The sequence below is a fragment of the Vibrio sp. MarTm2 genome (genome assembly GCF_027587055.1).
GTDB classification, from domain to species: Bacteria; Pseudomonadota; Gammaproteobacteria; order Enterobacterales; family Vibrionaceae; genus Vibrio; species Vibrio sinaloensis_D.
On sequence record NZ_JAPPTK010000018.1, the window covers coordinates 34,635 to 57,677 of the forward strand.

The 23,043-nt window shown below is 47.4% G+C and carries 20 protein-coding genes and 1 tRNA gene; 10 read left to right on the top strand and 11 right to left on the bottom strand.

Going from position 1 to position 23,043, the window contains the following annotated elements; translation table 11 throughout:
- Positions 1-12: 12 nt before the first annotated feature.
- Positions 13-630 carry a homoserine/homoserine lactone efflux protein gene (gene rhtB / locus OH458_RS20895; RefSeq protein WP_269979696.1) on the bottom strand — a complete coding sequence of 206 codons (618 nt, stop codon included), beginning with the start codon at positions 628-630 and terminating at the stop codon, positions 13-15.
- Between the two features lie 83 nt (positions 631-713).
- On the opposite strand from rhtB, the gene OH458_RS20900 reads away from it, so the two are divergent.
- Complete coding sequence (locus OH458_RS20900) at positions 714-1,715, top strand: alpha/beta fold hydrolase (RefSeq protein ID WP_269979697.1); 1,002 nt, start codon at positions 714-716, stop codon at positions 1,713-1,715.
- Positions 1,716-1,818: 103 nt separating this feature from the next.
- Complete coding sequence (locus OH458_RS20905; RefSeq protein ID WP_269979698.1) at positions 1,819-2,646, top strand: Cof-type HAD-IIB family hydrolase; 828 nt, start codon at positions 1,819-1,821, stop codon at positions 2,644-2,646.
- A gap of 52 nt (positions 2,647-2,698) precedes the next feature.
- Here OH458_RS20905 and OH458_RS20910 read toward each other — a convergent pair whose 3' ends face one another.
- A complete protein-coding gene (locus OH458_RS20910; RefSeq protein WP_269979699.1) occupies positions 2,699-3,178 on the bottom strand; it encodes an EVE domain-containing protein in 480 nt (159 codons plus the stop codon).
- Positions 3,179-3,216: 38 nt separating this feature from the next.
- Here OH458_RS20910 and OH458_RS20915 point away from each other — a divergent pair, with 38 nt between their 5' ends.
- Both OH458_RS20915 and OH458_RS20920 read left to right on the top strand, forming a co-directional pair.
- Entirely contained in the window at positions 3,217-4,749 is a 1,533-nt protein-coding gene (locus OH458_RS20915) for a COG3650 family protein (RefSeq protein WP_269979700.1), read from the top strand.
- 1 nt (position 4,750) lies between these two features.
- A complete protein-coding gene (locus OH458_RS20920; protein WP_269979701.1) occupies positions 4,751-5,356 on the top strand; it encodes a tRNA-uridine aminocarboxypropyltransferase in 606 nt (201 codons plus the stop codon).
- Here OH458_RS20920 and OH458_RS20925 read toward each other — a convergent pair.
- The 7 genes from OH458_RS20925 to lptM all read right to left on the bottom strand — a co-directional run bounded on the left by OH458_RS20925 (position 5,353) and on the right by lptM (position 12,527).
- Positions 5,353-7,830 carry a bifunctional diguanylate cyclase/phosphodiesterase gene (locus OH458_RS20925; protein WP_269979702.1) on the bottom strand — a complete coding sequence of 826 codons (2,478 nt, stop codon included), beginning with the start codon at positions 7,828-7,830 and terminating at the stop codon, positions 5,353-5,355. The genes OH458_RS20920 and OH458_RS20925 overlap by 4 nt on opposite strands.
- A gap of 97 nt (positions 7,831-7,927) precedes the next feature.
- Positions 7,928-8,650 carry a 5-amino-6-(5-phospho-D-ribitylamino)uracil phosphatase YigB gene (gene yigB, locus OH458_RS20930; protein WP_269979703.1) on the bottom strand — a complete coding sequence of 241 codons (723 nt, stop codon included), beginning with the start codon at positions 8,648-8,650 and terminating at the stop codon, positions 7,928-7,930.
- A complete protein-coding gene (gene xerC / locus OH458_RS20935) occupies positions 8,647-9,579 on the bottom strand; it encodes a tyrosine recombinase XerC (RefSeq protein ID WP_269979704.1) in 933 nt (310 codons plus the stop codon). The genes yigB and xerC overlap by 4 nt, the downstream gene beginning before the upstream one ends.
- Complete coding sequence (locus OH458_RS20940; RefSeq protein WP_269979705.1) at positions 9,551-10,255, bottom strand: DUF484 family protein; 705 nt, start codon at positions 10,253-10,255, stop codon at positions 9,551-9,553. Before OH458_RS20940 ends, xerC begins: the two co-directional genes overlap by 29 nt.
- Before the next feature lie 22 nt (positions 10,256-10,277).
- Positions 10,278-11,108, bottom strand: a complete 831-nt coding sequence (dapF, locus tag OH458_RS20945; RefSeq protein ID WP_269979706.1) for a diaminopimelate epimerase — start codon at positions 11,106-11,108, stop codon at positions 10,278-10,280.
- A gap of 10 nt (positions 11,109-11,118) precedes the next feature.
- On the bottom strand, positions 11,119-12,372 hold the full coding sequence (gene lysA / locus OH458_RS20950; protein WP_269979707.1) for a diaminopimelate decarboxylase: 1,254 nt from the start codon (positions 12,370-12,372) through the stop codon (positions 11,119-11,121).
- 38 nt (positions 12,373-12,410) lie between these two features.
- Complete coding sequence (lptM, locus tag OH458_RS22160) at positions 12,411-12,527, bottom strand: LPS translocon maturation chaperone LptM (RefSeq protein WP_005475620.1); 117 nt, start codon at positions 12,525-12,527, stop codon at positions 12,411-12,413.
- 75 nt (positions 12,528-12,602) lie between these two features.
- On the opposite strand from lptM, the gene cyaY reads away from it, so the two are divergent.
- On the top strand, positions 12,603-12,917 hold the full coding sequence (gene cyaY, locus OH458_RS20960) for an iron donor protein CyaY (RefSeq protein ID WP_005475593.1): 315 nt from the start codon (positions 12,603-12,605) through the stop codon (positions 12,915-12,917).
- A gap of 44 nt (positions 12,918-12,961) precedes the next feature.
- Here the strand turns inward: cyaY and OH458_RS20965 are convergent, their stop codons facing one another.
- On the bottom strand, positions 12,962-15,490 hold the full coding sequence (locus OH458_RS20965; protein ID WP_269979708.1) for a class I adenylate cyclase: 2,529 nt from the start codon (positions 15,488-15,490) through the stop codon (positions 12,962-12,964).
- Positions 15,491-15,827: 337 nt separating this feature from the next.
- Here OH458_RS20965 and hemC point away from each other — a divergent pair, with 337 nt between their 5' ends.
- The 5 genes from hemC (at position 15,828) to OH458_RS20990 (ending at position 22,654) form a co-directional block, all read left to right on the top strand.
- Complete coding sequence (hemC, locus tag OH458_RS20970; RefSeq protein WP_269979709.1) at positions 15,828-16,766, top strand: hydroxymethylbilane synthase; 939 nt, start codon at positions 15,828-15,830, stop codon at positions 16,764-16,766.
- 5 nt (positions 16,767-16,771) lie between these two features.
- Positions 16,772-17,515, top strand: a complete 744-nt coding sequence (locus OH458_RS20975) for a uroporphyrinogen-III synthase (protein WP_269979710.1) — start codon at positions 16,772-16,774, stop codon at positions 17,513-17,515.
- A 3-nt stretch (positions 17,516-17,518) separates the two neighbouring features.
- Positions 17,519-18,724, top strand: coding sequence for a uroporphyrinogen-III C-methyltransferase (locus OH458_RS20980; RefSeq protein WP_269979711.1), 1,206 nt, complete (start codon positions 17,519-17,521; stop codon positions 18,722-18,724).
- Positions 18,724-19,902, top strand: coding sequence for a heme biosynthesis protein HemY (locus tag OH458_RS20985; protein WP_269979712.1), 1,179 nt, complete (start codon positions 18,724-18,726; stop codon positions 19,900-19,902). Before OH458_RS20980 ends, OH458_RS20985 begins: the two co-directional genes overlap by 1 nt.
- A 172-nt stretch (positions 19,903-20,074) precedes the next feature.
- The gene (locus OH458_RS20990) at positions 20,075-22,654 is read left to right on the top strand and encodes a DUF2339 domain-containing protein (RefSeq protein WP_269979713.1); all 2,580 of its coding nucleotides are present in this window, start codon (positions 20,075-20,077) and stop codon (positions 22,652-22,654) included.
- 303 nt (positions 22,655-22,957) lie between these two features.
- Here the strand turns inward: OH458_RS20990 and OH458_RS20995 are convergent.
- Positions 22,958-23,034 (bottom strand) — tRNA-Asp (locus tag OH458_RS20995).
- Positions 23,035-23,043 lie beyond the last annotated feature (9 nt).

Sequence of the window (23,043 nt, forward strand, 5' to 3'; positions counted from 1 at the left end):
CCTTGCTGTCGTCTATGCTTTAGCAGTCGCCAAAAGCGCTCCACAGCCCACAAACATGGAGCCAAAGAGCTTATTGATTCTCGCCATCATACGATCCGAGCGAATAAAGCGCCCCATCTGAGAAGCCAATGTGGTGTAACCTAGCATTACGATAGAGTCAATCAATACCGTAGTAATACCCAATACCAATAGTTGCGGGACCTGGTCTTGAGCCGGATCGATAAACTGCGGAAAAAGGGCAACCAGAAAGACGATGGATTTAGGGTTGGTAAGGTTAATGAATACCGCCTTTTTCATCAAGGTAAAAGCCGATAATTCTTGCGCAACCGATGACGTATTGAGCCCAGTTGAATCTCGCCACTTTTGAATACCGAGCCAAACAAGATAAACCACGCCAACCCACTTGATCACCGAGAACGCAAAAGCAGACTGCGCAACTAAGGCACCGATTCCTGCTCCAACGAGCATAATATGGATAGCTAAGCCAATCTGTAACCCTGCGATAGCCGCAACGGACTTACGCGTACCGTAACTCAAGCCGTTACTGATAGAGTTAACGGTTCCAGAACCCGGCGCCAAGCTAAAAACGATCGCTGTGACCACATAAGCTAACCAAACATGTATATCCATTGTGTTTTCCTCTCGACTAAACGCACCTAGCCACACATAATCTAGCTGTGTTTTACCAAAACCCCTTCAGGCTAACAAAATCCATGAATAACTCGAGCTCTAGCATTACTGCTTCTTATACTCAAGAGTCGAATTTTGAGCAAGCAATCAATGGTCGAATTGCTGAACTATGGCACTCTAGAGAAGAAGGCATGGTGAGATCTTTTGATAAAACCCAACTTTTCTGGGTCAAGTTGACCAAGCCTGAACATCACAAAGCGATTGTTGTCGTTAATGGTCGAATCGAGTGTACTTGGAAGTATCAAGAGCTGTTTTATGACCTGTTCCAGCAAGGGTACGACATCTATTCGTATGATCATCGTGGTCAGGGCTACTCTGATCGACTGATTGACGATAAGCAAATGGGTTACGTGCATGAATTCGACGACTACGTAAAAGACCTCAATCGCATGGTCACTCACTTTGGCTTAGCCGATTATCAGTCATGCTACCTGCTGGGTCATTCCATGGGAGGCAATATCGTCACCCGCTATGTGCAAACGTACCCTCAGCACCCTTTTGACGCCGTGGCGTTGAGTGCACCAATGTTTGGTGTGAATCTCCCTGGTCACATCAAACCAATCGCCACCTTATTGGGTCAAATACTCACCGCAATTTACCCCAAGCCGACTTTTGCTCCAGGTCAAGTGGCTTACTTCCCTAAACCTTTTGAGGGTAACCTACTTAGCCAAAGCCATGTGCGTTATCACTGGTTTCGTGCCCTTTATGATCAAAAGCCAGAGATTCAAATTGGTGGCGCCAGTACTCGCTGGGTATGGCAAGGCTTAATGGCTTCTAAACAATGTCTCTTGATGACCCGTCACATCAAAGTACCCCTGCTCTTGCTGCAAGCGAGTGAAGACCAAATCGTCTGTAATCAAGATCAAATCCGCTTTATGAAGAAGCTCGCCAAGACCAACACTCAATGTGCGATGAAGATTTTATATGGATCTCGACATGAGGTGCTGTTTGAGCAAGATGACTATCGCAATGATGCATTAGACACCGTGATGATGTTCTTCGAGCAGCATCAGCGGCAAAAATAGGAAAAGCCAAGAAGTGATCTTTACCCTCTTTTTCCCCTTTCGCTTCAAGTAAACTGGTTGCTTAACCCATTTCGGGTCGCCAATAGTTGTTAATGAGGGTGATATGACCGACACACGCAAAGAAACGCCTTTTCACATCGTCGCATCAGATTTAGATGGGACTCTTCTAGCTCCAAACCACCAGCTGAGTGACTTCTCGAAACAAACGCTGAAGGAGCTTCATCAGAAGGGCTTGACGTTCATCTTTGCTACTGGTCGTCATCACGTCGACGTTGCTGGGATTCGCGAAATTGCGGGGATTCCGGCTTATATGATCACCTCCAACGGTGCTCGCGTCCACGACCAAAATGATCAGCTGATGTACAGCAAAAACGTACCAGAAGCCTTAGTACAAGACGTGATCGATGTGATCAGACAGGATCAAGATATCTTTATCCACATGTACCAAAATGAAGATTGGTTGTTGGATCGTGACGATGAAATGTTGGCAAAATTCCACAGCGAATCTGGTTTTTCCTACAAACGCTTTAACGCGGAACGTGCCCCAACTGACGGCATCGCTAAGATCTTCTTTACCCATCCAGAGCAAGATCACGACCATTTAGTCGTCTTTGAAAATAAACTGCGCGAAACCTTCGGTGATCAACTCAACATCGCTTTCTCTACCCCTTGGTGTTTAGAAGTTATGGCTGCGGATGTCTCCAAAGGCGAAGCTTTAAAGGCGGTCGCAGAGTCTCGCGGGCTTACCCTCGATAACTGCATTGCTTTTGGTGATGGCATGAATGATGTCGAAATGCTCTCAATGGCAGGAAAAGGGCTTGTGATGGGGACTTCTCACCACAAAGTGATGGATGCGCTACCAAACAATGAAGTTATCGGTAGCAACGCCGATGACGCCGTCGCTCACTACCTGAAAGCGCATCTTATCTAATAACAAAGCCAAAGGTTGCCACTGGCAGCCTTTTTCACTTTCGCCGCCTTGTTTACCCTGCATCCCTTTGGCTTGGCAGTGTCTCTTTTCCCAAAATGGCCTGCCACTCTTGCTCTGTTACCGGCATGATCGATAAGCGATTACCTCGCTTAACCAAAGGCATATTCTCGAGCTCTGGCATCGCTTTCAACACACTCAACGGAATGACGCGTTCGGTTTTACGGACAAACTCAATATCAACCATCACCCAACGAGGGTTTTCTGGCGTAGACTTCGGATCGTAGTAATCACTATCAGCGTCAAAGGCAAAATGATCTGGGTACGCTTCTCGAATCACTTTCGCGATGCCCGCAACTCCGACCTTTTTACACGAGGAGTGATAAATCAGCACTAAGTCTCCCTCTTTGACATCATCACGCATCATATTTCTTGCTTGATAGTTGCGTACCCCTTCCCAACAAGAGGTCTCTTGTGTGCGAAGAGTGTCAATAGAGAAGGTGTCCGGTTCAGTTTTAAATAACCAATATGCCATAATAGCTTCCGATGAATTTCGTATGAGGAAGATATAGCATGAAGGCGTTGCAAAACCCAGTCGCACTGGCGACTTTACTGACACTCCAAGCCTGCTCGATGAGTGCAACGACGCCAGAGACGCCACCGCAGCCGACGGCAACGCTGAGCAACCCAACGTCAATCAAGCCGCAAACCTTCGTGATGCGCGGCCAGGTGGTACTGGGACATGAAGTCAGCTCAATCACCCCCTGTGGCAGTCAGCAGCAATATTGGCTCGACCTTCCTCGTGACCGCTTTAATCAAGGACTCACTCTGGTCCGCGCTCCCTACGAGCCCCTTTATGGAGAAGTGATCGGCCACCTTGCCCCAGCAGGCAAAGATGGCTTCGCCTCGGATTACCCCGCGCGCTTTGTCGTGGACCAAGTCAACCTGCTGAGTGCGGAAAACCCAAACCGATGCGATCGACCATTGAAGTCCACACACGCGTTTGGCACTGAGCCATCATGGTCAGTTAAGTTTAACCAAGGCGAACTGACGTTCAGCCAGATCGGCAAATCCGATCAATCGTTGGCCATCACTTCCAGTCGTATCGAGATGGAAAACCGCCGCTATACCTTTAAACGTGGCAACTTGGAGTTGCAGCAACAGAGTTGTGTCGATGGCATGAGTGACAGCCTTTACGGTTGGACATCGACCTTCACGCTCGACAACGAAACCTATCATGGCTGCGCAACGCTCGCGAACCAAGATGCTACGCAGGACTGGGTCGCCACCTACCAAGCCCAAGCGGTAAAAAGTAACCCATTCAGCGTCACCTTAACTCTGAACCCCGACCACACTGCCGCCACCGTCTATCGTTACCCAAGCGGTGATGCCGATACTGTCGAAAAAGGTTACTGGCAGCAGCTTTCTCCCCAGCAAGTACAGGTTGTAGGCACTCACTTACAGGGACAACCTTTGCTGTCGGAGCGTTTGTATCTGCGCGATGGCTACCAGCTATCAACCCAACAAGAAAAGGTCGGTGACGTGGTCTATGACATTGCCAATGGCGGCTTAACCCTATTTAAAACCAAAACCACCTCCGGCAGTGAGACGATTGCCAACCAGCGTTCGCTTTCTGCGGATAAAATACCCTCCAGCGACCAGTACAACCCTGCCGTAGACAAGGCGCTGCGCGAATATTTCAAACAGCATAAAACCGATCCAACAGGGACTCGCTACCGCTGGCTCACCTACGATCTCAATGGAGATGGCAACCAAGAGCTATTAGCGCAACTCGATTGGTGCGGTTCTGGCGGTTGCACCCTGCTAGTGTTTGAGAGCCATCAACAAAAATGGCGCTTCAATAGCCGCATTACGCTAGTGCAAACACCGATTAACTTAGGTAAGAAAACGCATCACCAATGGCAAGACTTAGTGCTATTTGTGAGTGGCGGCGGCGCGGTACCTAACCAGCATGTGATGCAGTACGATGGCATCAGCTACCCACTCAACCCAAGCACCGCTCCTACCGCAAACTATGACGAAATTAGCCAAGTTCAGCTGTTTTCTGATGGTTTAACCCCATTCCAAGGAGGAGTGACGCTATAACATGGTAGCCTCAACCCCTTGCCCCGAGTGCGGACTGCTGCATAACTGCGTCTGCGCTCAATTGCCTCAAGTGTCGGTCAATGCCCATATCGCGCTATTGATGCATGAGAATGAGCTCACGCGTGATACCAATACCGGCCAGTGGTTGCTCAAATCTATCCCTAGCAGTAGCCAACATGTTTGGCAACGCACCTCACCGTGTCCGAACTTGCTAGCGTTACTCAAAGATGAACGCTATTTACCTGTACTGCTGTTTCCCAATGACCTAAGCCATCCAGTCAGTAGCGCGCAAGTTCAAGCCACGCAAGCAGGGAAAATACCGCTGTTTATTATCCTTGATGGAACATGGCAGGAAGCAAAGAAGATGCTGAGAAAAAGCGCGTGGCTCGCGGATATCCCCTTAGTCCACATCACGCCTTCTCACGCGTCCGTCTATCAACTAAGACGAAATCAATCGCAAGGCAATCTATGCACTTTGGAAGTCGCGGCGGAGGTGATAAGAGAGTTAGGCGGGAAGAGCCAAGCTGATAGTCTCATCCACTTCCTCGCCCATTATATGCGGGTGTTCAAAGCGGATAAGAGCGGTCATCCCTACCGCTCTAATTAGAATAAGCGTGTCGGCTCAGCCAAGTGGAAACCTTGGAGGTAGTCGACACCTAAGTCTTCTGCGATTTGGCACACTTTCGGGTTATGAACAAATTCGGCCACTGTTTTGGCATTCAGTACTTGGCATAGCTGCACCAACTGCCCCGTGATTTGGCGCTGCTTGTTGTCGACATCAATGGTCTTAATCAAGCTGCCATCGAGCTTAATCACATCGGGCTCTAGACGAATGATTTCATCGATATTGGAGTAGCCCGAGCCAAAATCATCGACCAAGATACGCACGCCCATTTTCTTGAAGTGACCACACACTTCGGCCATCCGCGCAAAGTCTTTGATTTGCTCAGACTCAAGCACCTCTATCCCTAGCCGGCTTGGATCATTGAGCTTTCTCACCGCTTGTTCCAATATCGAGAGCGTTCGATCGCTCAACATATCTTGTGGCGATAAGTTGATGGAAAATGACTCCTGTTTATCCGCCATAAAATCTAACGTTGAAGTCATCATGTATCGGCTCAAGCGCGTGTAAAGATGCGTCCCTTCGATGATCGGCAAAAAACGTCCTGGGGAAATGATCTCTCCATCGTCTTCAATGCGCACCAAACACTCTTGGGAAATTTGCTCGCGACTGTAAGCAGCAAAGATTGGTTGGCTATAAGTAATAATCCGCTGATTGAGAATCGCTCGACTGACACTGCCCATTAAGCCTAATCGGTCTTGGTGCTCTTCCATCGTCGTACCGCAATCGCGCGCGTTCATAAAGTGGGTGTTGCGCTCTTTGCCACGGCGCCTAGCATCAATCGCTTTGAGTAGAAGCTCATCCCCCGTCACATCAGGAAAGTCCGCCACACTCGCAATCCCACCGATAATCGAAACAGATAAGTAGTCAACATCAGGTAAACCATATGGCTCAAAGTTGATGTGCTCTATCTGATCAGCAAACTGAGAGAACTCCTGTTTGATCAAATCGCTTGGTTGCTGAGAGTGAAAGACGATCGCCCATTCCGCAGTGCCAATGTAGTAAAGACTCTTCACCATCTCAGAGCCGTGACGGCTCGACAAACGGTCAACAAAGTGGTCACTCAAATCACTGATGAGTTCATCGGCAACTTGATAGCCATACTTCTCGTTCACTTGGTGAAAATTTGACAGCTTAAGCGTGATCACATGTTCATCAGGCGCCACCACTTTCAGCGCTTCTTGCAAGGCCACACGGTTTTTCAATCCGGTTCGTTTGTCCAATCGGTAACTGTTGATGAGTTTTTCGGTTTGCGCAGCGAGCTTGCGTTCCATCTCAAGGCGCACCTCATCCAACTCCTCAATGGAATAACGAATTAAGTGAAAAAGCGGAGAGATAGGGTACGATTCGGTTTGTTCTGAAAGGTCTAGAGGCGGTCGGCGAGAGTCTTCACTGAGGGCAAGATAAGTCATGCTATGGTGCAACACATCTTGATGTTTCTCTCTGAAAAGCTCGCCCATACAATAAGAGCCGTTACAAGATTCAAACTTATCGAAGGGTTTGATTTCACTCATCCCTTCGATGAATTCGAGCCGAGATTCGCAGTTATAGATAAAAATGGCTTGCGGATTAAACTGAGCTAAGTTGCGAACATCATGCCCAACTTGCTCCAATGTCAGTGATGGGTGGTTGTAACACAATTGCAGCTCATCGCCGAGTTCAATCGGCTTATCGAACTCAATGCTGCCGTCTGGGTAAATGGCCGTGGGAATACAGATTTGTTGATTCGTCAGTTGCAGTGGAAAGCTCAGCATCTGCTCCAAACTCAACTCTCGACCGTCCGCTAAGCGATCACGATAAACCTCATGTGCTGGTTTGTGATTGATCGTGTGTAAGATTGAGCCTGAAACACTGGTCGCGCATAAAGGGCTACCAATGGTATTCCACTCCGAAAACGCATTACGCCAAATTTGCAGCACCTCACTGTGTAAGGCAACAAACACCGCCCCTTTGTGATACGTTTTCACACCATGCAGCAGCCACTCTTTGCGTCCATTCACCGATGCGGCCAATCCACCACAGATTGGTACATCGCATCGCTTACCTAACGCTTGGTACAGGTTATAGTCCCAACTGTTGGTGACGTGAGAGAAGCTAATGATCGCTTTGGAATTCTGATTAATCGCCAACTGCTCAATGACCGTGCAGGCATCTTGCTCTGGGTCATCATTCAGATCTAGAGAAAAAGAAGAGAATTGCGTGTGTTCAAATTGAGCGACACAAATCAACGTCCCACCATGATGAATTTGACTGTCATACACCACATGCCGAGTGCTATGCCCAATCACTTCGCTGTCAGGGAGAACTTGCTTGATATAAGCCGCATATCGAGACGCGATCGTCGCTGGTTGAGTCGACAATATTTGTACTAAATTCGAACTACCTAATCCTTTGGGCAGTTGATTGATAAACGTCATCAATTGCTGGTTGTCAAAAACCAGCGCGGAGTAAGTGCGCATTCTATAAGCCTAAGACGTTGATATAATGAGATCTCTTCTGAATATAACCTAATCTATGTCTCGGCAGATGAAAAGCGATTATTTTGTAAGAATGTGCCTAAATCTCACTCAAAAGTAGTAAGTCTTGCAATCGTTTCACCTCGACATCGGGCAAAGTTGTTGCTCTAGGCTGGTCGTAGATGGATTGAAACTGGTCATTGAACCAACAAGCGGATAATCCACTGTTTTTAGCGCCCAAAACATCCGTAACAACATGGTCGCCAACATGCAATATCGAAACGCGAGGCAAATCTAAAAATTGCACCGCTTTGTCAAAAAGTTGCGGGTGCGGTTTCGCATAACCATCAGGCCCCGCCTTAAGAATTAACGAAAAATACCCCGCTAAGCCAATCTTATCGACATCCACATTGCCATTCGTTATTGCCACCAGCGGCATCACTGACGCGAGTTGAGCCAGCACCTGATGCGATTCATCTGGAACGGTAAAATCACTGCGAAATTCCAGCACTCGCTCAATCAGTTCACTGGCAGCTAAATCCGCTTGCGCTTGGCTGTAACCCAGTTCCATCAGTCCGGTCAGGATCTGTTGATATCGCCAAGCCGTTACATCATTTTTGAGCCAAGAATCGTCGCTGAGCACCTGACGCTTTATCGCTCGCCACCAATCAGAAGAACGTGTCGCAGAGACAGGATGATGCTGATGCAGCCACGCCATCGCTTTGGCTTCCACCTGACGAATAACCGGACGGTTGTCGTACAAGGTATCATCCAAATCAAACGTCATTGCCTGAATCGGGCCAAGTTGGCGATAAAAAATCATTCCTTTTTGCTCCGTTTTTTCGCTCGTGGATGGGCTTGATCGTACACTTCTGCTAGATGTTGAAAGTCTAGGTGGGTATAGATTTGCGTAGTCGAGATATTCTCATGTCCTAAAAGCTCTTGAACCGCCCTCAGGTTGTTGCTCGACTCCAAAACATGGGTTGCGAAAGAGTGGCGCAGTTTATGTGGACTGATGTGGCTAGCGACAGCCTGCTTTTGTCCCCACTCAGCCATCCGTTTTTGAACATTACGATGAGAAATACGCACACCGAGTTTAGACACAAACAGCGCGGGTTCATCGGATTTTGCCAAGGTTCCACGCACTTTCATCCACTTGCCGACCCACTCAGACGCCATGCCAGAAAAAGGCACTTTACGTTCTTTGTCGCCCTTACCGACAACACGAATTTCACCGGAGAAAAAACTGACGTCTTTCACATTGATGCTCACAAGCTCCGCCAAACGCAGGCCTGCCCCATACATCATTTCCATCATGGCGCGATCGCGAATCGACAACGGATCATCTTCGTTTACTTCGAGAAGTTGCCCAACCTCATCGACATCGAGGTTTTTCGGCAATGGGCGCTTCTTACGCGGAGCAGACACGCCTTTGGCGGGATTCGCGCTTATCTCTCCACGCAAAATAAGAAAATCGAAAAAACTGCGTAAAGAAGAGAGTCGCGTGGCTAAGCTGCTCGCCTTCATGCCGTCACGCATGCCTTTACTCGCCAACTGTCTTACCCACGCAGAGTCAACTTGAGACCAATCTTTCAGACCAAGTTGTACGAGGTGCTGCGCCATGGTTTCAAGTTGCTGCTTGTAGTTGCGTTGAGTGTGGAGACTTAACCCCTTCTCACTTCGTAGATATTCGTAGAAGCGTTCAAGGGGCTTTTGTAGACCATTAGGAAGAGGTGTTGCTGATTCGCTCATCTTGTTCACATTGCCATGGAAGAGACTCAATTAAATGAGAAAGCACCAACGCTAAATGGCGTAAGAAAAGAGTATCCATATGCGGTTGGAAGTGCCCACCATCGGTACTGGAAAACGCCAATACGCCCTGTAACGACTTTCTCTTTAATGGTAGTACGACATAAGAGCCCATCTCTGGTGCGCGATGGTTGTCACCAAATAGGAGCTCTCGATCCGCTTTGCGCATGCGCCCCAAGTAAGCCTCTTTGCCATTCAAATGGTTGGTAGCAAAACGCAAGTAGGACTCTTTCTCCAATGAGTAGTAGCTTGATTCAGACTCCAGTAGACGCAAATACGCGACCAAACCTAAAGACTTTGCCATCTCTTCAATTGCTTTAACAACCGACAACAACGAATCACATTTGAGGATTTGCTCCTGCAGAGCCATAAACTCGTGGAAGGTTTGATCGTTACTTTTAGCAAGCGACATCAACGAAGTGATGTCTTCTTCGAGCTCTTCAATACGTTGACGCTGCCGGTTCAATTGTACATGCACAAGCGACACCGTTCCTTGCTCTTGATGGGGTAGCGCAAGGCGGTCCACTAGCTCACGACGACTCAGAAAAAAATCGGGGTTGTCACGTAAGTATTCTGCAATAACTTCTTCCGTCAGAGCATCCGCTTCAATTTGAGACACGTTGATTCCTTGATTGTGTGATTTAGCAGCTCAACTGCCCATCAAAAACATGAGTCGCAGGTCCTGTCATAAACAGAGGTTTACCCGGCCCTTTCCAACTGATCTTTAAGTCGCCACCCGGTAAATGCACGGTGACATGTTCATCCAACAAACCTTGAACAACACCGACAGCGACGGCGCCACACGCACCACTGCCGCACGCTTGTGTTTCACCCGCACCGCGTTCGTAAACACGCAGGTTCACTTCGTTGCAGCTAATCACCTGCATAAAGCCAGCATTGACCCGCTCAGGAAAACGCTCGTGAGACTCAAGCAGTGGTCCTAAGGTTTCCACATCGGCGGTGGCGACATCATCCACCACGGTCACCACATGCGGATTACCCATACTCACTGCGCCACAGAAAAGCGTTTTGTCTTCGGCACGTAAAATGTAGGTTTTTTCCGTTTGTTTGGCTTTGAATGGGATCTTGTTTGGTTCAAACTCAGGCACACCCATATTGACGGTGACTTGGTCATCCTCTTCAATATTGAGCACCATTTTGCCTTTCTTTGTGCTCACGCTAATGCTGTATTTGTTCGTCAATCCTTTCATACGGACAAAACGGGCAAAGCAGCGTGCACCGTTACCACACTGTTCTACTTCACTGCCATCGGCATTAAAAATCCGGTAGTGGAAGTCGGTTTCAGGATCATAAGGCGCTTCAACCACCAGCAGTTGGTCAAAGCCAACCCCTGTATGACGATCCGCCAAACGGCGGATCAAATCAGGCGAGAAAAAAATGTTTTGGGTAATGCAATCCACGACCATAAAGTCGTTACCCAAACCATGCATTTTAGAAAAATGGAAATGCATACAGGTCCAATTACTCCGGAAGAATGTTTTCTAGTGCCCATAAACTGGACAGCTCTTCACGTTGACGCACAAGATGAGACTGATCGCCATCAACCATCACTTCAGCAGCACGCACGCGAGTGTTGTAGTTTGAAGACATCACGAAGCCATAAGCGCCAGCAGAGCGCACAGCCAGTAAGTCATTTTCCTCTAAAACTAGGCGACGGTCTTTACCTAAGAAGTCACCAGTCTCACAAATTGGCCCGACCAAGTCGTACTCTTTTGCTTCCCCTTCACGAGGAGCGACAGGGACAATATCTTGCCACGCTTGGTATAACGCAGGGCGCATCAAGTCATTCATTGCGGCATCAATAATGGCAAAGTTTTTGTGTTCCGTGTGCTTTAAGAATTCAACTTTGGTCAACAAGATACCGGCATTCGCGGCAATCGCACGACCCGGTTCAAAGATAAGCTCAAGGTGCTTGTGGTTATCAAGACGGCTTAATAACGCTTTCGCGTAGTCGGATGGCTCCGGCGGCATTTCATCGCGATATACCACACCAAGGCCACCACCAACATCAAGGTGTTTGATGTCAATGTCTTGCTCTTTCAAGTCATCGATAAGGGCAAGCAAGCGATCAGTCGCATCAATAAAAGGTTCGATGTCCGTCAGCTGAGAACCGATATGGCAATCAATGCCTTTCACATCGAGGTTCTCTAAGCTCGCAGCAAATTGGTATACAGCCGGTGCGCGGTCAAACGCGATACCAAACTTGTTGTCACGTAAACCAGTAGAAATATAAGGGTGCGTGTTGGCATCAACATCAGGGTTGATGCGCAAAGAGATAGGCGCTTTGACACCGAGCTGTCCCGCCACTTTATTCAAGCGTTCAAGCTCAGGTTCAGATTCAACGTTAAAGCACTTAATACCGAGCTCAAGCGCGCGCTGCATCTCTTGCTCGGTTTTACCCACCCCAGAAAACACCACCTTGCTTGCATCACCGCCTGCGGCAATCACACGCTCTAGCTCACCACCAGAGACAATATCGAAGCCCGACCCAATGCGTGCCAACGCATTCAAAACACCGAGGTTTGAGTTCGCCTTCACCGCGTAACAGACAAGGTGAGGATGGTCACCAACCGATTTATCGAAAGCGTTCCAATGGCGCTCCAGCGTTGCTCGAGAGTATACGTATAGTGGGGTTCCGTACTGCTGAGCCAAATCAGACAATGCGACGTTCTCGGCCCAGAGTTGGCCATCATCCTGATAGTTGAAGTAATCCAAAGTGCTTTCCCTTATATTCTGATATTACTTAGTCATTATTATGAAGATTGTTCATTTTGAGGCGCTTCATCTGGCATGTACAACGAACCTGTTTGGCCACAACCAGCCAAACCCAGTACGGAGACGACAAACAGCGCTAAGATTGATTTTTTCATCGGTTCTATCGTGATTATTTCATCAATGCCCCCTATAATCGCACCACACTCAGGAAAAGCAATAGGATAGATAGGATGAACGAGACTGAATTTCATCAGTTGGTGGATGTAAAAATGCAAATCATCGAAGAAATGATTGATGATTCAGGTGCGGACATCGACTATGAAACGTCTGGCAACGTGATGACGCTCGAGTTTGAAGACCGCAGTCAGATTATCATTAACCGCCAAGAGCCAATGAAAGAGGTTTGGTTGGCGTCTAAGTCTGGCGGCTTCCACTTTTCTCTGCAAAATGATCAATGGATCTGTTCTAAAACAGGATTAGAGCTGATTGCGATGGTAAAGCAAGAATGTGAAAAGCACTGCGCAGAAGAGATCGAGTGGGAATAAACCCAACAGTACATCAAAAAAGGCCATCATGATGATGGCCTTTTTTACGCATTTACAATTCTATTTGGCTTGGGACAACCTGCACTATCACTACGATATGGCACGATATAGGCTTCACCCTCTTCTGGGCGAACGATTTGATAATACTGCGGCAAGTTAAAATTAATAAACTTAGATGCAACCTGGCTATCATCCTGAGACGACGTGTAAAAGCCGTTTACACTCGCAATCATCTCATCTTTTTCGCCACTAAACTGGTGATAAACTTCGACCCGATTCGACTCATCTAACACATAGATATTGAAACCTTGCTCGTTGTCTTCAAAGAAGAACTGAACGAGACCTTCACTGGCGAATCCATCAACGATTTCTGGCAACGGATGATCTTGCTCTTTATCGAGCATCAGCAGCGGCGAGCCCTTCAGTTTATTCGTCGAAATACTGCGGTAGAAGTCGACTGAATTTTCAAGCATTTGTACCGACACGCCACGACGTTCAAAGAACAAGCCGTAGGTTTGCTGCCCAATACGCAACGCTTTGAAACGGCGACGCTTCTCTTGCTCCACCGGTTTCAAACGTAAATCGATACACTCGGCAAGCAGTTGATAAACCATGTTTCGCATCACGCCGCGCAAGTTCTTGCTGTAGCAGAACACATCTACCGATTCAGGCGGCAACGCATCTTGGTGCATTTTGCCTAATACGGTTTTCAGCGCGTCTAGCATCGCTGTTTCACCCTTGAAGTGAAGCGTGCGCACTTCTTGCCATGAGTTTCGATATACCAAATCGACACTGCCTACCAGACACTTTTGCTCAGGTCCAAAGCTGAAAATATCCATGCTCTTTGGATCAAGCTTTAGAGATTTGCCACCGAGCTGAGCCGTTGGATCCTCTTCAAAGTTGATGAACATCGCGAGCTGACTGATTTCACAAGGGCTGGCGAGGGCTTGCATCGTTGGGCGACGTTTACGCAGCGAAAACGTGTTACGTAAATCACTCACCATCTGATAGAACTTGTCGATGTCTAAATGAGCACCACGGACGACAGAATGCAAACGTGTCGATTCCGTAATCATGCCATTAAAAAACGACCAAGCGACTAACTTACTGAGGTATTCATTATGCTCTAGCGGAGATTGACCAATAATGCGGTGCGGGGTAAGCGGCTGCTTGTACAGGTACCAACCCTGCTTATTGGTACGTCCAGGACGAACTTCAATAAAGGTCAGATCGGGCTCGTGCAAATCCGGAGAGATTTGCGGATTCAACAAGGTAATTTTACCCGGTAGAACTTCAAATGCCGCATACAGCTTACGCGCCAAAATACTGATGTCTTGAGGGCTAATCGCGGACGTGATGTCATTACGTCGAGCAAATTGAATCAGATTACGGTAGCTTTGCATCAACGCATCAAGCAATGCGTGATGCACCACTTTGACTTGCTCAACTTTCCAATTACGGCGATCGTCTAACTCACGAATGACGCTGTCATCCCATCCCCAGTTGTTGACCATGTCACGCAGCGCTTCACGACGCCAAGCCACAGAGCCAACGCTTGGTTCGCGAGACAATTTCTCATGCGTTTTCAGATAGAAACAGCGGCGAACCAAATCAAGACGAGTATCATCACCAATACGTTCTAGGTATCGGGTCACCTTCTCAAGCATTAAGTAATACGCGTCCATGCCATAAAGATCGGGTTCATGAGCAAAAAAACGACGTTTAGTATCAAGGCTTAATAGCTGAGTGTTCGGGTATTCCCAAGAGTATGCTTCAAGCAAAATGGCTTTCAGCACCGACTTATAAGGCGAGTCGATACTTTTGTACAACTGCCACAAGTTAGAGCCGAAATATTCTTCCGCTGGAATACGATTCAATTTACCAAAATCGATCCACTGTGAGCAGTCAATGTAGCCTTTGTTGCAAAGATCGTGAACGTAATCGTCATAACACTCTTCCATTTCTGGAGGAACGATTTGCCATAGTAGGCGCATACCAGCAAGGCGCACCGCACTACGATAAAACTCATCAAGTAACAACAGGTGTTGAGATGAACCACAGTTGTCGCCCGTCATCTCTTCCGAATGATTGGAACGAAAACGCTCCTCATCCATTAAAAAGAAGTTCGCTTCGACACCCTGAGTTTGTGCCCAATCGGTAATCAATAGGCATTTGTTGGTCAGAGACTCTCGCGCATCCTTATCCATGTCCGGCGACACACAAACCCAAATATCCAAATCACTTGAAGTGCTTTGGCCAATCGAGGATGTACTGCCCATAGTGTATAGACCAAGAATGGCCGGCGTTTCGCTAGTAGCTAATGATTGACCTATCGTCAGTTCGGTGTCATCGACAAACTGACGCTGAACATCATTAAACTCAAATTGGCGAATGCCGTAAGGAACGTGATCATCGTAGTAACCGGGGATAACCGGATGATTGAAATGCAGTAAGGTAGGAATAAGGTGGAATACACGCTGACTTTGCAAATCCATAAGAGCCAGCGCACGTTCAGTACGTTGCTGGTTTAGGTTATCAAGTCTTTGAATTAACGTTTTCGTGTAAGCCTGCAAGGGAGAGTCCTTGGTTATTTACCTATCGTGTACCCTGAACAAAAAGCGTTCTAAAGCACCGCTGAAATGTGATCAATCTAACACTTTTATTTGTATTGGTAAAGAATTGTACGATCGAATCGACATTATAATCCGTCATTAACCACTGTGGCATTAGTGTGGTACGGAACCTAAGTTAATTATAATAGCGAATCATACAAACGAGACATTAATCACACTCTTTTGATGATTTTATGCTAGCTCGCTTACCATCCTCCCTCCTCGCGAGATTGCAGTAATACTTTTCAACGTACAGTGGTAGGATTAAGCAATTATTTAAAACCACTAGCAGAACATCATGACTCAATCTTCTCCAATTCGTATCGCTACACGAAAAAGTCCTCTCGCACTATGGCAAGCATACTTTGTAAAAGACGCTCTACAAGCCGCTCATCCAGGCCTTGAAGTAGAGTTAGTAACGATGGTAACGAAAGGTGACATCATTCTTGATACACCGTTAGCGAAAGTGGGGGGCAAAGGCCTATTTGTCAAAGAGCTTGAAGTCGCCATGCTAGAAGGTCGCGCTGATTTAGCGGTCCATTCGATGAAAGATGTTCCAGTAGACTTCCCTGAAGGTCTTGGGCTAGTCACGATTTGTGAACGTGAAGACCCACGCGACGCTTTTGTCTCCAACACCTACAACAACATTGACGAACTGCCACAGGGAGCGGTTGTCGGCACCTGTAGCTTACGTCGTCAATGTCAGATTAAAGAGTCTCGACCAGACTTGGTCATCAAAGAGCTACGAGGCAATGTAGGCACGCGCTTAGGAAAACTTGATGCCGGAGAATACGACGCGATCATTCTCGCCGCTGCTGGATTGAAACGCCTAGAACTTGAAGAACGCATTCGTAGCTTTATTGAACCAGAGCAATCCCTACCCGCGGTAGGACAAGGTGCGGTTGGCATCGAGTGTCGCCTCGATGACGAGCGCCTAATCAAGCTCCTAGAGCCATTAAATCACCAAGACACAGCCGATCGCGTTTTATGCGAACGCGCAATGAACCTAACGCTGGAAGGCGGGTGTCAAGTTCCGATCGGCAGCTACGCACTACTGAACGGCGATGAGATTTGGCTGAGAGCTCTGGTTGGCGAGCCTGATGGTTCAGAGATTGTCCGCGGTGAAATCAAAGGCGCGCGAGCTGACGCAGAAAGCTTAGGCGTCACCTTGGCAAATCAGTTGCTTGACAACGGTGCCCGCGAAATTCTGACCAAGCTCTACGCTGATCACGAGTAATCGATATGGCAGTTTTGGTCACCCGACCTGGTGAGCAGGGCCACGCCTTATGCCAACAGCTCCATGATGCAGGGATAACAGCCCTGCATCATCCAATTATCTCTATCCAGCCCGGAAGTGAACTTCCAACTCTCCCTGACCACTTGGCAGAGTGTGAAATCGTGATTGCGGTCAGTCAACATGCGGTGACCTTTAGCCATCAAGCTCTTCAATATCAGAACCAAGTATGGCCAGATCGCGTCACTTACCTTGCCGTTGGTCAAAAAACTGCACATGTTTTAAGCAAAGTTACGCAACAAAAAGTACACTATCCGCAGATTGGAGACAGTGAGCATCTATTGCTCCTGGACACGCTGTCCCGAGTGAAAGGTAAAAAGGTTGTCATTCTACGAGGCAATGGTGGGCGAGAACTCATTTATGACACACTCATAGAGCGCGGTGCCACGGTAGACTATATCGAAACCTATAAGCGAGAAAACATTACTTTCCGCTCAGATTTACTGGTTCCAATCTGGCAAGATAAGCGAATTACACAGTTAGTCATCACCAGTTCAGGTCAGCTATGCCATTTTGTTTATCAGCTATCCGCTTCACAACGGGTATGGCTCTGTGGGTTGCAACTCTTTGTACCCAGTGAACGCATTGTACAAGAGGCACTGAAGTTAGGGTTCGAAAAGGTTATCAATACCCATAGTGCTTCAAATAAAGATTTGTTGGCTGCTCTAAGGTCAACGACAACAGGACAATAAACAATGACAAGTAAAAATAAAAACGATCACATTGAACCTGAGAAAGAAAACAACTCTGTAAAAGATGAAGCCGCTCAAAAGGAAAACATTGAAGCGACGGAATCTACACAGACGCCAAATGAAAGCAGCGCAGCGCCAAACGAGCCAAAGCAAGAAGAAGCGCCTGTTTTTGAAGAAAAGCAAGGCAAACGCGGAGTAAAACTCGGTACGGTTGCCATCATTTTGTCACTTATTTTCGGTGGCGGTTTAACCTTTTATATGCAGCAGAAAAATGCGCAATATCAAGCGCAAATTGATGCTTTGCAAAAGCAGCTCAGCCAAACTCAAACATCGATTGAGCAAGACCTCAGCGCCACCAAGCAAGCTGCCATTGCACAAGCAACTGAAATTACTCACCGCGCAGAAACAGTGCTTGAGCAACAGCAGAAGAGTATCGAGAGCTTACAACTAGCTATCGCTGATGTGAAAGGACGCCGTCCAAATGATTGGCTATTGGCTGAAGCCGACTACCTCGTAAAACTAGCAGGACGCAAATTGTTCCTCGAGCATGACGCCGTTAGCGCTACCAAACTGATGGAAAGCGCGGATCAACGTATCGCGGCACTGAACGACCCAAGTTTAGTGCCACTGCGTAAAGCGATGGCCAATGACATCACGAAACTCAAGTCGATTCCACTGATCGACCGCGAAGGTTTGGTCCTACGTTTAACCTCCCTTCAGCAACAAGTCGATCAACTGCCGTTAGCGAATGCCCTGCTACCCGAAGCGCAGCAAGTCGAGCAACGTAAAGTATCTGAAGATATCTACGATTGGCAGGACAACTTGATGACCTCGCTAAAGGATTTTTCCGAGAACTTCATCACTTTCCGAACTCGAGATGGTAACGTAATCCCACTACTTTCACCTCAACAGCACTTCTACTTGAAAGAGAACATCAAGGCGAAGCTCGAAACCGCAATTAAGGCTGTCTACGTTGAACAGCAAGAAATCTACTCAACGGCACTGACCACCGCAGACAAATGGTCGAGCACATTCTTTAATCAAGATGCAAACAGCGTCATTGAGTTTAATAAGACGCTCGAAAGCTTGAGCAAGCAAAATATCCATGTCGATTACCCAGTCAAGCTAGAGACACAGCAACAATTGTCTGATGTCATTCGCGATCGCTTGCGTCGTGAAGTCACTACCCTGATCACGGAGGAGAAATAATGTTTCGTATCATTTTCCTCTTTGTCATATTGGGAGCGGGCTTGTTTGCCGGCACACAATATGCGGGTCAGCAGGGCTACGTGCTGATCTCAATCGCAAACAAAACCATTGAAATGAGTGTCACCACACTTGTTATCTTTATCATTGCCGCCCTTGCCGCTCTGTTTGCCTTAGAGTTCTTTATCAAAAAAGCACTTTCCGCAAGCTCCGCGACCTGGAACTGGTTTAGCGTTCGCAAGATGCGTCGTTCTCGTCGCTACACTAACGAAGGTATCATCAAGCTACTCGAAGGCGACTTTAAGTTAGCGGAGAAGAAAGTCACCCGTTGGGCAAACCACCACGATATGCCTTTGCTCTGTTATCTCGTCGCGTCTGAAGCTGCGCAAGGTATGGGAGAGAGTGACAAGCGCGATCGCTACCTAGAACTCGCCGCCCAGCAAGAAAACTCGCTCTTAGCGGTCGAACTCACACGAGCCAAGCAACAAGTTCGCGAATCAGATTTCACTGCGGCACTCGAAACCTTAACCGCACTGAAAGCAAGCTACCCTACCAACACCATCGTGCTCAACTTGCTTAAGTCGGTCTACATCGAACTTAAACTGTGGCAACCGTTACTGGATGCACTACCAAACTTAGTCAAAGCGAAGATCATCAGCAAAGATGAGCAGGCTCAACTAACACAACGAGCTCAATGCGGTTTGTTGGCAGAAGTTGCGGAGCAAAAAGGCAGCGAGGGGCTTGTCAGCCATTGGAACAACTTACCGCGCAAGCTTAAAAGTGATAACCATCTGGTTGAGTGTTTTGCGAAGCAGTTGATCTCAAGAAAAGCGGACAACGAAGCCTTTACTCTAATCAAAGAGAGCATCAAGAAGCATCCAAATTCCTCGCTTTACGCGCTGCTGCCAGAAATGAATCTAGCAGATAGCCATCCAGCTATTGTCTTCTTAGAGACGGTCCTAAACAAAGATGGTAACAACGCAGAAGCACACAGCGCACTGGCTCAATTCCACCTTCGAAATGAAAAGTGGAGCGAAGCTCAGCAGCACTTAGAAAAGGCATTATCACTGCGCCCAAATGTCTCTGACTATGCCTACCTTGCTGATGCGTTAGAGAAACAGAACCTCACAAAAGCCGCACACGAAGTCTCGCGAAAAGCGCTGACACTCGTCCAAGCGTAGAGTTATCAGACAAACAAAGCCGGCCACTGAGCCGGTTTTTTTGTACCTGCTAGCTTGGCTAGTCGATATGCTAATGCTCAGTAAACAAAGCAAGTTTTCTGTCTTGGGTTGCAAAATAAAGACCTGCGATTCAGTACTATAGATAGGCATTGCTTATTGAAAGGACTCATCAATGGAACTTGTGGGATTGCTACTAGGTCTTCTTCTTATTATCGTCATTTTGGTTTCACCACTAATGAGTCTATGGGCTTGTAGAAAAATCATAAAACTAGAAAGCCGAGTTCACGATCTCGAACAATTAGCCAGTGCTCGTCAACCTCAAAAACAAGAGCAAAGCACTCAACAAGACACCCCATCTTATCAATCTCCAAAAGTACCTCTCCCTAGAGCAAAAGTTGAGCCTGCCATAAGAGCAGTAAAACCTGTAGCAAAAGTGGATGCCACGACAACCGAATGGTTTGATAACACCCTGAGTCACATAAAAAAGAACTGGCTTATTTGGATTGGCGGTATCGCCATGGTGATAGGTGCTGGCTACTTAGTACAAGCCATTGGCAGCAACTTCACTCTTACGCCGTTTGCACGCACAGCACTCGCAATAACTATCTCTCTGATCTTTTTTGCCGCAGCAGAATGGCTGCATCATAAGATCGGTAGTACTGAGCGCCATCTATTCCACGCAAAGGTAGATGCCTACATTCCAGCAGTTTTGTATGCGACGGGCATGAGCGGTCTCTACGCGACCATCTGCTTCAGTGCAATTGTTTATCAACTGATATCCCCGCCTATCGCGCTCACCGCAATAGGCATTCTAGCAGTAGCTGCGATTGCATTCAGTCTGCGTATGGGTCCACTAATGATAGCCCTAGGGTTATTCGGGGGCTACAGTGCACCACTTTGGATTGGTGGAGAGGATCCCAGCTACCTTTTACTAAGTGCTTACATTACAACGATTACCGCGGCAGGATTAATGATACGACGCTTTATACGACCACATTGGTTAATCTGCTCTGTCACCACAGGCCAAGCCCTATGGCTGCTTCTTATCTGCATCAATATCACGCAAGAGCAAGCGTTAATCTGGTTTGTCTTATTTATTCCTGTATCCGTCTATCTGCTTACTTTTATTCCTCATCTAGGCTGGAGGTTAGAAAAGCCAATCCGAGTCAAAGAAGTCTACAACCACCCACTCATCGCTGCTACTTTGCTGGCACTCGTAACCTCAATAACACTAGCTCGGATTGATATAAACCAGCCTCAAGCCGTTCTTCTTTTCCTTTTCCCTGTTGCATTGCTCATTTTTCCGATGATGAAAAGCCGTGCCGCTCCGCGAGTGCTTAGTCTAGTCACCTTAGTTGCGATGGCTATCACAGAACACATTAGTGTGACACTCACCAATCAAATCGATGAATCGGGCGGAAGGCTTGTCTGGATAGCTACGGGAGGGGTCATTGTCTTAGTTGGCGCTCGAACCATAGGGCAGTACTTTCTGGGAGATCGGAAACCGATGAGCTATTGCTTAGCCCTCTTATCGCTTCCGTGCATGCTGATTGGCTCTCAGCTTTACATTAACCTTCATTATTCGAACTTGTTGGGAACATGGAGTTCATTTAGCTTAATTCTGGGGCTAGGGTTTGTGGCTAGCTCCCATAACTTCAAGCAGTTGCAACAAGAATCTTCTACCGTATTGCATCTCATCATAGCGTCAACATGCTACTGTTTGCTTCCTGCAGATTGGTTTATGCTAGCAGTGTCCATTCAGGTGCTTCTTGCATCATCTCAGTACCGCTTCGAACTCCTCAAACCTAATCTATGGCTGATAAAAGGGCTTGTTGGACTGATCACTATACGCCTTACATTGTTACCGTTTGTCCCAGCATGGCAGGCGACAAGCATTCCTGAATCAATCACGCTAATAACAAGCTTTTTGCCGGCACTCATCTTGCTCCAATGGTCAGGTAGGATACTCGAACCACTTGTCCCTAACTTAAAGCAGTGGCTAGAAGTCACCTGTCTCAATTTGGGCGCTTTACTGATTTTTAGCCAATCGAACTTCTTGCTACTAGGTAGTTATAATTTCATAGCCGATTTTGATTTTCGTTCCGTTAGTTTATTCACTCTCCAAAGTTTGGCTATGTTTGCCATCTATAGCCTAAAAGCTCGAAGTGCGCGCTTTACTGCAAACTTGTATCTTTATGCATCATACATAATGCTGGCGATAGCCATCACTTTAAGCGTCGCACTCAACACCGTCTATCAGCCTTTGCTAGGTTTGAACATCTCTGGGGAGGCAACACCGATTGTTAACTGGTTATCGGTAGGTTGGCTCCTGCCCGGACTACTCTCGATTGCTATAGGTAAGAGACTAAGGACTCCTTTGAAGTCCGCTTATTTCTACTGGGTGTCCTCTATTCAAATTGGGCTTTGGGCCATTTATTCCATACGCCAGTTCTGGCAAGAGGGAAGTATGAGCATTAATGCACCAACCAGCATGGCAGAGCTATTTAGCTACACGGCACTCTTTATTTTTGTCGGCGCAACAGCCACTTATAATGGCGCCCAACGTTCAGATACAAGGCTACAAAAAGTGGGGCTGATCGTTCTGGGTGTCGCGGTGTGCAAAGTGTTCTTGATTGATACATCCAACTTGGAAGGGTTGTGGCGAGCCGTTAGCATGTTGGGACTAGGAGCAAGCTTGGTTGGGCTTGGATGGTTGTTCCAGAGGTTGCGCAGTAAAAATATTGTGCTGTAATCGGATGTTTATCGTGAGTGGTTTTCCATACTTCCAATACCAAACAAAGACTCTGTATATGTTGGGAAGAAGATGGATAAAGCCCTCGGACAGTGAAGATCTTTCTTACAGCAAGACTTCCCAACTTAACAGCAAGCCACGAGGCTAAAGAAAGAAATAAGCTCCGTAGTTTCAAGTGACACTTATCCATAAATGGTAGGCTCGTTAAGCCCTAAACGACTGAGATCTGTTTGTCATTCACTCAAGTTTTCTTTACCCAGAAACGACGAAAGCCCTAGTCTTTCGACTAGGGCTTAGTATAAGTGGCGGAGTGGACGGGACTCGAACCCGCGACCCCCGGCGTGACAGGCCGGTATTCTAACCAACTGAACTACCACTCCGCAGTGGCA

Excerpts from the sequence above, each read along its gene's own strand:
- rhtB (WP_269979696.1), bottom strand. The coding sequence starts at position 630 with ATGGATATACATGTTTGGTTAGCTTATGTGGTCACAGCGATCGTTTTT.
- OH458_RS20900 (WP_269979697.1), top strand. The coding sequence starts at position 714 with ATGAATAACTCGAGCTCTAGCATTACTGCTTCTTATACTCAAGAGTCG.
- OH458_RS20905 (WP_269979698.1), top strand. The coding sequence starts at position 1,819 with ATGACCGACACACGCAAAGAAACGCCTTTTCACATCGTCGCATCAGAT.
- OH458_RS20910 (WP_269979699.1), bottom strand. The coding sequence starts at position 3,178 with ATGGCATATTGGTTATTTAAAACTGAACCGGACACCTTCTCTATTGAC.
- OH458_RS20915 (WP_269979700.1), top strand. The coding sequence starts at position 3,217 with ATGAAGGCGTTGCAAAACCCAGTCGCACTGGCGACTTTACTGACACTC.
- OH458_RS20920 (WP_269979701.1), top strand. The coding sequence starts at position 4,751 with ATGGTAGCCTCAACCCCTTGCCCCGAGTGCGGACTGCTGCATAACTGC.
- OH458_RS20925 (WP_269979702.1), bottom strand. The coding sequence starts at position 7,830 with ATGCGCACTTACTCCGCGCTGGTTTTTGACAACCAGCAATTGATGACG.
- yigB (WP_269979703.1), bottom strand. The coding sequence starts at position 8,650 with ATGATTTTTTATCGCCAACTTGGCCCGATTCAGGCAATGACGTTTGAT.
- xerC (WP_269979704.1), bottom strand. The coding sequence starts at position 9,579 with ATGAGCGAATCAGCAACACCTCTTCCTAATGGTCTACAAAAGCCCCTT.
- dapF (WP_269979706.1), bottom strand. The coding sequence starts at position 11,108 with ATGCATTTCCATTTTTCTAAAATGCATGGTTTGGGTAACGACTTTATG.
- lptM (WP_005475620.1), bottom strand. The coding sequence starts at position 12,527 with ATGAAAAAATCAATCTTAGCGCTGTTTGTCGTCTCCGTACTGGGTTTG.
- cyaY (WP_005475593.1), top strand. The coding sequence starts at position 12,603 with ATGAACGAGACTGAATTTCATCAGTTGGTGGATGTAAAAATGCAAATC.
- hemC (WP_269979709.1), top strand. The coding sequence starts at position 15,828 with ATGACTCAATCTTCTCCAATTCGTATCGCTACACGAAAAAGTCCTCTC.
- OH458_RS20975 (WP_269979710.1), top strand. The coding sequence starts at position 16,772 with ATGGCAGTTTTGGTCACCCGACCTGGTGAGCAGGGCCACGCCTTATGC.
- OH458_RS20980 (WP_269979711.1), top strand. The coding sequence starts at position 17,519 with ATGACAAGTAAAAATAAAAACGATCACATTGAACCTGAGAAAGAAAAC.
- OH458_RS20985 (WP_269979712.1), top strand. The coding sequence starts at position 18,724 with ATGTTTCGTATCATTTTCCTCTTTGTCATATTGGGAGCGGGCTTGTTT.
- OH458_RS20990 (WP_269979713.1), top strand. The coding sequence starts at position 20,075 with ATGGAACTTGTGGGATTGCTACTAGGTCTTCTTCTTATTATCGTCATT.